Raw genomic sequence first — 10,521 nt, 5'->3', positions numbered from 1 at the left:
GTTTAGGTCGAGACGCTTTCTTTAGTTACCTGAAAAATGAACATTTATTGGTTAAGCCTAAGCGTAGTTATACAAAAACTACGTTTAGTAAACATTGGATGAAAAAGCATCCTAATTTACTTAAAGATAGGCAGCCATCGAAGCCAGAAGAGGTATTTGTAAGCGATATAACCTACGTTCAATCAGCGCAAGGAGTTCACTATCTATCACTAGTAACTGATGCGTATAGTCGAAAAATTATGGGATATGAACTCAGTGATGAAATGAAGGCGACAGATGTGGTTAAGGCATTAGATATGACCATCAATAATCGTCAGTATCAATGTAGTACGATTCATCATTCAGATAGAGGGTTGCAGTATTGCTCGCGGGTATATCAAGTAAAGCTTAATGAAAATGGCATTATTCCATCAATGACCGATGGCTACGACTGCTATCAGAATGCACTGGCGGAGCGTATTAACGGCATATTGAAGCAGGAATTCTTACTCTATAAATGCCAAAACCTAGAAGAGCTAAAGCAGCTCGTCGATGAATCGATATTGATATACAATGAATTGAGGCCGCATTTAAGTTTAGGAATGAAAACACCAAACCAAGTGCATAAAAAAGACCAGGAGCAAAAGCTACTGGCCTTCATTTAAAACCGTCAACGTATTTTAGGACGGGACATTAAAAATAATATTCACCTATTTGCCAAGTCTTTGTCTTACTGATAGTTTAACTCTATAAATATAACCCCCAAAAGGAATAATGATGGGCACACTTCAACTTATTTTATTTATTGTTTTTGCTGTACTAACCACAATTGGCTACAAAAAGAATAACCGCAACTTAATGCTATTAGGCGCCGTTGCAATATCGTTTGCGTTTGTAGGGCTCGACTTTTTAATCGGCGTAGATGAAGGGATATCAGGCATTAATTAATCAATAAAAATTTAGCTTGAAAATTAAAGGGACTTTAATGCGCTTATACATACTGATTATTTCTTTAGTTATTTTTTTAAGTGGTTGTCAGAGCTATATTGCTTATCAAATAACTAAGCCTCCGGAGAAAGTTCTCCCTAAAGAATTTGAGAGCTCTATCGCTTTATCTGGAGTACAAACCCATTACTGCAGCAGCGAAATAGGTTGTCTTGATTTTAGGATTATTTCACCTAAGGATATTGATAATTATCTACTAAGTGGCAATACGTTAACATTAACTTTAATTAGTAAAGGAAGCACTGAAGACGATACTTTTGAATATCAACTCAATGCTGATAATTTACCGAGTAAGTCAAACGATGGGCTTTTAATTATTTTTCCGGGATATGGCGTAAATAGTTTGGTTTACACCATGCAAGCCCGATGGCTTAGCCATATCACTGGAAAGAATGTAATAGTGATGCCTGCAAGTAATCAATACGATGAATTTAAGTATGGCTTAAACTCCCTTGATTTATTAGTAAAATATATAAATGAACACCAATACACCGACATTTCATTGCTTAGTTACTCTATGGGTGCAGTTGCAAGCATCGACCTCACAACCAAACTCAATATTAATAAGCATATACTTCTTGCTCCAATGATTAATTTTAAAGCCGCACTAAGAACAATTGCTAAATTATCATATCCTGTTTATAGCAAACTGTTAGGTGATGATTATATAAACGAAGTCGCGGCTAAGGTAATTGAAAACAGTAAAGTACCTCTTAATAAACTCGACATATTAAGTAATCTAAATAAGACCCCTCATGCAAGGCAAACTTACATCTTTTCAAGTAATGCAGACAAAGTGAGTCCATATAATGGGTTGCTTACTCTTAGTAACCCAAAAGTGAGCATTTATGAGGTAAAAGATTTAAATCATCTTGAAATGGTTTCTTTAATATCCGCACAACAAAGGAATGTGCTCCTTTCCTTGCTTGATGGATAACTTTGGCAACAATCCTAATAATTGAGAGAAATATTGCTCGTTTTTTATCCCTAATACGTTATGGTATTTAAATAATAAATAGACATAATAAAGTTAAGGAACAGCCATGAATACATCCCCCTCTGATCACATTCCTCAAGAAGCCTTTGATTGGTATGACGAATACGCCCACGGTTTAATGGACCGACGTACTTTTATGAAAAAACTCGGTGGCCTTGCTGCACTTGGCTTTTCGATGGCTGTACTTACATCAGCATTATTACCTAACTATGCACTTGCTGAACAAGTATCGTTTAATGACGATGATATTAAAGCAACATACGAAGAATTCGATTCGCCAGATGGGCACGGTAAAGGCAAAGGTTACTTAGCAACCCCTAAAAACATAGAAGGTAAGCTCCCTGTTGTACTTGTGATACACGAAAACCGTGGATTAAACCCTTACATAAAGGATGTAGCAAGACGCTTAGCGAAGGTAGGCTTTATTGCATTTGCACCCGATGCGCTTTTTCCTCTGGGTGGTTACCCTGGTAATGATGATGAAGGACGCGCTATGCAAAAAACCATGGATCGCGCTAAAATTCAAAACGATTTTGTTGCCGCAGCGCACTTTTTAAAATCGCATGCTAACAGTAACGGTAAATTAGGCGCTGTCGGTTTTTGTTTTGGTGGCTACATTGTTAATTATTTAGCGGCAGTAGATAGTAATTTAATCAGCGCTGGCGTGCCTTTTTACGGCACTCCCGCCAGTGAAAGTTTACGTAAAAATATTAAAGCACCGTTAATGATTCAATTAGGCGAGCTAGATAAACGTGTAAACGCGTCGTGGCCACAGTACGAACAAGATTTAAAAGCTAATAATGTTGAATACACTATGCATATGTATAAAGGGGCAAATCATGGTTTTCATAACGACTCGACAGGTCGCTATGATAAAGACAATGCCGAACTTGCATGGCAACGTACCGTTGAGTTTTTTAATAAAAAGCTAAGTTAACGAATAAAAAATAATGCCACCAGCTCTAAGCCGGTGGCACTATTAAAAATACTTGGTTTTTATTAACTTTAATTTTTTTTGCTACGCATAACTAATAACGACAACAAAAAGAGTAAATAAATACTCAAAGAGCCACCGCTACTAGAGCCATCTTTATTTTCGACTTTTGCAATTTTTTCTTCTTTAACACGTGTTTTAAACCTTGATAGCTCTGCATCTAAATTAGTAGTCATATCACTAACTGCTAGATTAAAACCTTCAGCCGACTTTTCAGATAACGTTTCATCAATACCTATTGCTGTTGTTCTTTTTTCAAGTTTACTTATACCTGGTGCTCTAAATAGCATTTTTCTACTTTTAATATCAAAAACAGCTGTATCCACAAAGGTTTGAATTGTATTTTCATTACCTGGAATAACGTACATACCCACTATTGTCCAATAAAGTAAGGCTGCATTATTTTCATACGATTGCGTAACTTGATCATATGAAACCAGTGCCATTACATCTACATCGTAAAGCCTCCCGACTTGCTCGAGTGTTGCAAAACCTTCACCTCCTTTTAAATAGGTACTTGGTATAACTTCAATGCGGTCAATGTAATCATATTGTAGAAATGACTTTTTTACTTTTTCGAGTAACTCGACTTGGTTTTGGGTCTCTAACCCGTCTGGCTGCCAGTTTTTAGACGGTACAAATGCAATTCCGACGGTAACAGGGAGTTTTAAAACAGGTATCGCAGGTTTATAGGTAGAGCGGCTTTGTTGATCAGGATATAAGAAGTCCATTAAGCTACTAGATTGCGTATTTTTACCTGTATTGTTACTCACAAGCGAACTACAAGAAGCAAGTAAGGTCGCCATAAAAATAATTATATATTTATTAAATTTCACATTTATTCCTTTTTATTTTTAATTTAATTCAGTTACGTGCCAAAGCTCACCCGATGGTCCCCATAAGTAAATAACGCTACCCCAAGGGTCTAGGGCGTGTTGACCTTTGGTGGTTGAATTTGCAGCTGTGTGTTTGGTATTTAGGCAAGGCAGAGCCTATGATATGTGGTTGTTCCCCATACATAGGCGATAACGTAGCATAAAGACCAAACATACGCTGCCCTTTGGGTTCTTTCTAGGGGCGATTGACTCTTTGTTGCTCGGTTTTTACTTAGCCCACTAGGTTACAAACCCTGCGCCGCGATTAAATCGCCCCTAGATTGAACAAATTTCAATCCATAAAGTTCAACACGCCCTCGTTTTATACCCTCAAAGCGGATATCAAAACCGTTTAGGTTACTAATAAGTTCATATGCTTCATCTATATTTAACACACAAAGTTGCAGCATTAAGTTTTCAGCAAACGTTTTATTATAATAACGCTGTAAAAAAAACGTACATTCGCCAAAAGTACACACGCATAAATCATTTGAGGCATCTTCAATCTTAAATCCCAGCGCTTTATAAAAGCGCTGAGATTGCTCATAATTTTTACAGGGAATAAAAATTCTAATATCATCAACTTGCATAACTCTTCCTTAATTAGCTCAGTACGCTTTTATCAATAATTCCTTTATTTACCAACTGCTGCAAAATAGCTTGGGATTTTGCTCTGCATGCATCACGTAGTAAACGCACCGCTGGGGTTATTGACTGCCTACTTGGGCAAATAAGCCAAAGTTCACCATTAACATGTTGATAATTTGGCATTACAGTAACCACCCTGTCATTGAGTAAATCATCGGCTATATCAAGGGCTGATTTTACAGCCAAGCCTTTACCCGCAACGCACCAGCGCCTTACTAAATCGCCATCGTTTGAGGCGCGCCTGCCATTCATTTTAACTTTATATTTTGACTCACCATCGGTGAATTCCCACGTATTATTTATAATATCCTGCAACTGATAAAACAAACCTTGATGCGACGCTAAATCATCGGGATGCATGGGAGCCCCGTTTTGTAAGAGATATTCGTCAGTTGCACATAACAAGCGCGGTACGTTACAAATTTTGAATCCATAAACGCTAGCATCATTAGGTGAGCCATAACGAAGCGCTATATCAACTGAGTCACGGTAAAAGTCGATATTACTATCACTTATATGCGTTCTTAAACTTAGCTTTGGATAAGTGTCCATGAGTTCATCAATCCATGGGATCACTAAGTTACGGCCTAAGTCAGATGAAAGGGCAACACGCAGCTCGCCTTCTATTTCGTCGTGTTCACCTTTTAGATTTTGCTTTGCAAGCTCAAGTACAGCTAAAGCCTGCTCACATTGTGGTATGTAGCGCTCCCCAGCAGCCGATAACCTTAAATGACGTGTTGTACGAACAAATAGCTCACTGCCAAGGGCTGCCTCAACACGTTTAATAGCAGCGCTTGCTGTGGCTGTACGCATATCTAACTTAGCAGCTGCGAGCGTAATACTTCTAAACTCAGCTACTTTTAAAATAAGTTTTAAATCTTCTATGTTCATATTATCTATTTTTATTTGATAATGATTCAACAATTATGCGGTTTATCTATATTAAAGCAAGGTCTACTATATATCCATCAGCTAGCCAAAGCATGGCTTGCACCTTATATGTAAACAAATTAGGACACTTATTATGAAAGCCATTGGTTATAAAAAACCTCTTCCTGTTTCTAATCCTGAATCGTTAATTGATGTTGAATTACCACAGCCAGTTGCAACAGGTCGTGATTTATTAATTAAAGTTAAAGCTATTGCAGTTAATCCAGCAGATTACAAAGTGCGTGCATCTATGCCCCCTGCTGATGGTGAAGTAAAAGTTATTGGTTGGGATGCCGTTGGTGAAGTGGTTGCCATCGGCGATGCTGTAACGGCATTTAAACCGGGCGATGCTGTTTACTACGCAGGTGATATTACCCGCCCAGGTAGTAATGCAGAATTTCAATTAGTGGATGAGCGCATTGTAGGGTTCAAACCACAAAGCTTAAACGATGCTGAAGCTGCTGCATTACCCCTTACTGCAATAACAGCGTACGAATTATTATTTGAGCATTTAAACATTGTAAAACAAGCAGCTGATTCAACAACAAAATCAGACGAAGTTATTTTAGTAACAGGTGCCGCAGGCGGCGTTGGTTCTATTTTTATCCAGCTTGCTAAAGCGATTACTGGCGCAACTGTGATTGCCACTGCATCGCGTGAAAGCTCACAAGCATGGGTTAAAAAACTAGGCGCAGATTATGTTGTTGATCATACAAAACCATTACCCGCTCAAATTGATGCATTAAACATTGGATCGGTAACACATGTAGCAAGTCTGCACAGTACTGATACTTACTTTGAAGCGTATACGGAGGTACTTGCACCATTTGGTAAAATTGCAATGATTGACGATCCTGAGTCATTAGATGTGAGTAAATTAAAAATGAAGAGCTTATCGCTACATTGGGAATTTATGTTTGCCCGCTCAATGTTTAATGCCAAAGATTTAATTGAGCAAAGCAAGTTACTAAATCATGTTGCTGAGTTAATTGATCAGGGCCATATTCAAACAACGATTGGTAAAAATTTAGGCATTATAAATGCGGCTAACCTGCGTATTGCACACGCAGAACTTGAAGAAGGTCGCTCTATTGGCAAAATAGTGTTGGAAGGTTTTTAATTCCATAAATACTAAATACGCGCTGCCTGAATTAATTGAAGGCACCAATGTAATTGGTGTCTTCAGCCAATATTTCGGGGTGGCTATGGCTGTATTTATATTTATTAAAGAAACTATTACCTAATAATATTTGATAATGATTCAACCATATACCTGTTTATCATATTGTAATAACCCACTACTATCCGTACCTAGCTATATTGATAGGCCTTACTTTACGTAGATATCAATTGAATTAAATAAGTAGAGTGATTTAAAAACACGATATTATTTTTGTAATAAATTTTTAAAAGGGTTTGTTTTTACTAAAACTGACTCAACATAGTAAATACTGGTAAAACACCTACTCAATGGAGAAACTAATGGCTCACCCTATTATTAATGACTTAGAAAAGCGTTACACAGCAAAACGTTACGATGCAACGAAACGTGTATCTCAAGACGATTTAGCCGTTATTTACGAAGCTATGCGCCTATCTCCATCATCTATTAACTCGCAGCTTTGGAAATTCATCGTAATTGAATCAGATGAAGCTAAAGAGCGTATGCATAGTACATTTGCTAATAAATTTGCGTTTAACCAGCCACATATTAAAACAGCTTCGCATATAATATTATTCGCTCACAATCCTAAATATACCCGCGATGACTACGCACAAGTTATTGATGCAGATATTAAAAATGGCCGTACTAAAGCAGAAAATCGCGAACAAGCTTTTGGTGCTTATGCGTTTGTTGATATGAATACTGATGAGCAAGGCGTTAATGAAGAGTGGACTAAAGCACAAACTTACATTGCACTGGGTAACACTATGCATGCCGCTGCACGTTTAGGCATTGATTCAACCCCAATGGAAGGCGTAGATGCCGAGCTGATTGGCGAAGTCTTTGAAAAAGAACTTGATGGTTACGTATGCGACGTGGCATTAGTACTTGGCTATCATGATAGCGCTGAAGATTATAATGCTAAATTACCTAAATCTCGCTTAGCAAAAGAGCAAGTTATTCAGGTTTTATAAGTAATACGTTATAAACTTAAATGATAACAATATTAAAAAACCACTTATTTAAATAAGTGGTTTTTTTGCTTTAAAGCAGTTTAACTTACTTTGCGCTGTGCAGCCTGAATGTATTGCACTAAATCTTCAATAGAAACAACGGTCATATTATGTTTATTAGCATAATCACTCACCTCAGGTAAGCGCGCCATTGAGCCATCAGGATTTGTTAGCTCGCAAATTACGCCAAATGGTTTTAAGCCGGCAAGTTGCATTAAATCAACGGATGCTTCGGTATGACCGCGACGCACTAATACGCCACCCGTTTGTGCCTTTAAACCAAATACATGCCCTGGGCGCGATAAATCACTTGGTTTTGCATTATCCGCTGTCGCTGCTTTTATAGTAGTTACTCTATCAGCAGCAGACACACCTGTTGTAACACCATGCTTAGCTTCAATAGTGACTGTATAAGCGGTGTTATTTTGACTCGTATTGTTAGCTACCATTTGCGGTAAGTCGAGCTGTTTAATGCGCTCCTCCCCCATGCATAAACAAACAATACCGCTGCCTTCGCGGATCATTTCGGCCATTTGAGAAGTAGTTAAATGCTCAGCTGAAAAAACAAAGTCGCCTTCATTTTCACGGTTTTCATCATCAACAACAAGTACGCCTTGGCCTTGCTGTAGTGCAGTGATTGCGCTTTGAACGCGGGTATGGCTTTCGCCGAATTGAGTAAGTAGAGACTGAATCATCATTATATTCCAAATAAAAATAATAGATTCAGGACTGTGAAAGGATCAGTAATACATCACTTAAATTTAAAGCGATCACTACCAAAATAGCTTAAATAGAATAACAAAAAGCACGCAGCAAAAAGCAGCGCACACTGTTATACCAATAACATTAAATTAGTGACTAATTATAGCGCAAAGAAAATAGCTCACTTAACGCGATACAAGGATCATGTTTTTAATTAAATTGGTTTTAGTATAATAAGCCATATTCTCTTTCATCCGGACTGTAACCGTCGGCTCTGGCATCTCACCAGATCTGCTTGACCTTTACTTAACCTAAAATAAGTTAAATAAAGCGCTCGCGGGCTCGTTTAAGTCATAAAAAACATTAAACATACCGCCGGTGGGGAATTTCACCCCGCCCTGAGAATTTACAGTAAGCATTAGCACTTACTGTAGGCATATTATACGCTTGTATTTATTTGTTTTTCAAAACTAAATACAATAAAAACTACGAAAGTTGAATATTTAACGATGCGCGATCTACTATACCTTCGTTTATATCAGCAACTAGCGTACAGGTAGCACCATTGACCAAATTTAAGTTAGGTTGAACGTGCCCTATATCGGCATCAAAAATTACAGGAAATAAACACCCACCTAGCGCTACATCTAACGCATGGCGATAATCAAAGGCATCGTAATGACCTTGTGTTATTTCACTTCGCCCTAAAACCAAGCCATTGATATCATCGAATATACCGGCTAATTTTAATGACAGTAAAAATCGTGCAACGGTTGTTGGTGTAAGTTCTGAGTTTTCGAGGTATAAAATAAGCCCTTCGGGCGCACTGTCCTTTTTAAACTCATGCAGCGCTAAAAATGGCGAGTCGAGCAATAAACCTACGGTATCTAAACACCCACCAAATAACCGACCAGACATTTCTATGGTACGTTTATCTGTGTAGTTTAAACATTGCCAGTTTGTGGGCTCACTCGGGCTGAGTAATTCGTTCGGGTTTTTCGCGTAATTAGGCTTATTTTTTTGGTATAAAGAAGAAGGACCTTGCTCAAATTTACTACCGGCTTCGTAGGTCAGAGTTTCAAATATTTGTAAGCTATACGGATTTTTTTCATCTGGGTGTAACTGCATAAGATTGGCGCTGTGTAGGGTTGCCCATTGGCACTTAGCAGTGAGTGCACATGCAATAGTACTCACATCAGAAAAACCAACTAACCACTTAGGCTTTGCTTCTTTAATGGCGTTAAAATCAAGTAGTGGCAGTATTTCCATTGCCAGCTCACCACCCATTGGCGGCATAATCGCATCTATTTCATCATCTAATAAAAAACCCATTAGCTGCTTAGCATGCGCTTTAGCATTAAGCTGTTCACGTGGTTTGTTTTGACGTAAAAACTCGCCTTCAACAACATTATACCCTCGTTGTTTTAGTCCATTTATAACAATATCTAATCGTCCGTGATACTTTTCTTTTAGCCCAGATGAAAGCGAGCAAATAGCAATTTTAGAGCCTACTTTTAAAGGCGCTGGGTAAAGTATATTAGCCATTGAGTGTTCCTTTTAATGAAGTGATTATGTACCTATATCATCATGCTCACTCTTTATGCAATATGAACACCCTTATCAGTATAGTGATTTATTTAAGGCATAAAAAAACCGATGTAAATACATCGGTTTTTATTTAAAACGTTAAAGTGAGTTATGCGTTAAAGATACTCAACTTCAATGATTTCGTACTCAACGATACCTTTTGGCGTTTGGATAGACACTGCATCGTCTACTTGTTTACCAATTAAGCCACGTGCAATCGGTGAATTAACAGAAATTAAGTTGTTTTTAATATCTGCTTCATCATCGCCTACAATACGATATTTTACTTCAGCATCCGTATCTACATTTACTATAGTTACTGTGGTACCAAAAATAACTTTGCCCGTATTTGGCATTTTAGTTACGTCGATTATCTGAACATTTGAAAGTTTAGCTTCAATTTCTTGAATACGACCTTCACAAAAACCCTGTTGCTCACGTGCAGCGTGGTACTCAGCGTTTTCTTTTAAGTCACCGTGTTCACGCGCAACAGCAATGTCGGCGATAATTTTTGGACGGGTAACTGTTTTTAATTCGTTAAGCTCTTTGCGCAGTAAATCTGCGCCACGAACTGTCATCGGAATTGATTGCATACTTTTCTCACTTAACACCAAGGCCCTAGTTGG

At 38.0% G+C, this 10,521-nt stretch carries 12 protein-coding genes and 1 riboswitch; of the genes, 6 read left to right on the top strand and 6 right to left on the bottom strand.

Features of this window, described 5'->3' with window-relative positions; translation table 11 throughout:
* The 4 genes from QT16_RS07085 to QT16_RS07075 all read left to right on the top strand — a co-directional run.
* Positions 1 to 644, top strand: a 644-nt coding sequence (locus tag QT16_RS07085) for an IS3 family transposase (RefSeq protein WP_039487489.1), incomplete at its 5' end; no start/stop codon positions are given.
* 109 nt (positions 645 to 753) lie between these two features.
* Positions 754 to 927, top strand: coding sequence for a hypothetical protein (locus QT16_RS20885; RefSeq protein ID WP_158001028.1), 174 nt, complete (start codon positions 754 to 756; stop codon positions 925 to 927).
* 37 nt (positions 928 to 964) lie between these two features.
* Positions 965 to 1,921, top strand: a complete 957-nt coding sequence (locus QT16_RS07080; RefSeq protein WP_039487486.1) for an alpha/beta hydrolase — start codon at positions 965 to 967, stop codon at positions 1,919 to 1,921.
* A gap of 106 nt (positions 1,922 to 2,027) precedes the next feature.
* Complete coding sequence (locus QT16_RS07075) at positions 2,028 to 2,918, top strand: dienelactone hydrolase family protein (RefSeq protein WP_039487484.1); 891 nt, start codon at positions 2,028 to 2,030, stop codon at positions 2,916 to 2,918.
* A 68-nt stretch (positions 2,919 to 2,986) separates the two neighbouring features.
* Here the strand turns inward: QT16_RS07075 and rhlP are convergent, their stop codons facing one another.
* The 3 genes from rhlP to QT16_RS07060 all read right to left on the bottom strand — a co-directional run bounded on the left by rhlP (position 2,987) and on the right by QT16_RS07060 (position 5,389).
* Complete coding sequence (gene rhlP / locus QT16_RS07070; protein ID WP_052201206.1) at positions 2,987 to 3,781, bottom strand: rhombotarget lipoprotein; 795 nt, start codon at positions 3,779 to 3,781, stop codon at positions 2,987 to 2,989.
* A gap of 314 nt (positions 3,782 to 4,095) precedes the next feature.
* Positions 4,096 to 4,440, bottom strand: coding sequence for a VOC family protein (locus QT16_RS07065; protein WP_024607550.1), 345 nt, complete (start codon positions 4,438 to 4,440; stop codon positions 4,096 to 4,098).
* 13 nt (positions 4,441 to 4,453) lie between these two features.
* Positions 4,454 to 5,389 (bottom strand): LysR family transcriptional regulator, encoded by a 936-nt coding sequence (locus tag QT16_RS07060; protein ID WP_039487481.1) that lies wholly within the window; start codon positions 5,387 to 5,389, stop codon positions 4,454 to 4,456.
* Positions 5,390 to 5,522: 133 nt separating this feature from the next.
* Here QT16_RS07060 and QT16_RS07055 point away from each other — a divergent pair, with 133 nt between their 5' ends.
* Together QT16_RS07055 and QT16_RS07050 are read left to right on the top strand one after the other, a co-directional pair.
* Positions 5,523 to 6,548: a zinc-binding alcohol dehydrogenase family protein gene (locus QT16_RS07055; RefSeq protein ID WP_039487479.1), complete on the top strand. Its 1,026-nt coding sequence runs from the start codon at positions 5,523 to 5,525 to the stop codon at positions 6,546 to 6,548.
* Positions 6,549 to 6,910: 362 nt separating this feature from the next.
* A complete protein-coding gene (locus QT16_RS07050; RefSeq protein ID WP_039487477.1) occupies positions 6,911 to 7,567 on the top strand; it encodes a nitroreductase family protein in 657 nt (218 codons plus the stop codon).
* 80 nt (positions 7,568 to 7,647) lie between these two features.
* Here the strand turns inward: QT16_RS07050 and ribB are convergent, their stop codons facing one another.
* From ribB to greA, 3 genes are all read right to left on the bottom strand, one after another.
* On the bottom strand, positions 7,648 to 8,301 hold the full coding sequence (gene ribB, locus QT16_RS07045) for a 3,4-dihydroxy-2-butanone-4-phosphate synthase (protein WP_008134744.1): 654 nt from the start codon (positions 8,299 to 8,301) through the stop codon (positions 7,648 to 7,650).
* 245 nt (positions 8,302 to 8,546) lie between these two features.
* Positions 8,547 to 8,718: riboswitch (FMN riboswitch) on the bottom strand.
* A gap of 76 nt (positions 8,719 to 8,794) precedes the next feature.
* The gene (locus tag QT16_RS07040) at positions 8,795 to 9,853 is read right to left on the bottom strand and encodes a S66 family peptidase (RefSeq protein WP_039487474.1); all 1,059 of its coding nucleotides are present in this window, start codon (positions 9,851 to 9,853) and stop codon (positions 8,795 to 8,797) included.
* A 158-nt stretch (positions 9,854 to 10,011) separates the two neighbouring features.
* Positions 10,012 to 10,488, bottom strand: coding sequence for a transcription elongation factor GreA (greA, locus tag QT16_RS07035; protein WP_004335404.1), 477 nt, complete (start codon positions 10,486 to 10,488; stop codon positions 10,012 to 10,014).
* Between the last annotated feature and the right edge of the window lie 33 nt (positions 10,489 to 10,521).

This window comes from Pseudoalteromonas distincta (assembly GCF_000814675.1).
In the GTDB taxonomy this organism is placed as follows: Bacteria; Pseudomonadota; Gammaproteobacteria; order Enterobacterales; family Alteromonadaceae; genus Pseudoalteromonas; species Pseudoalteromonas distincta.
This window is presented reverse-complemented; position numbering and strand designations above follow the sequence as displayed.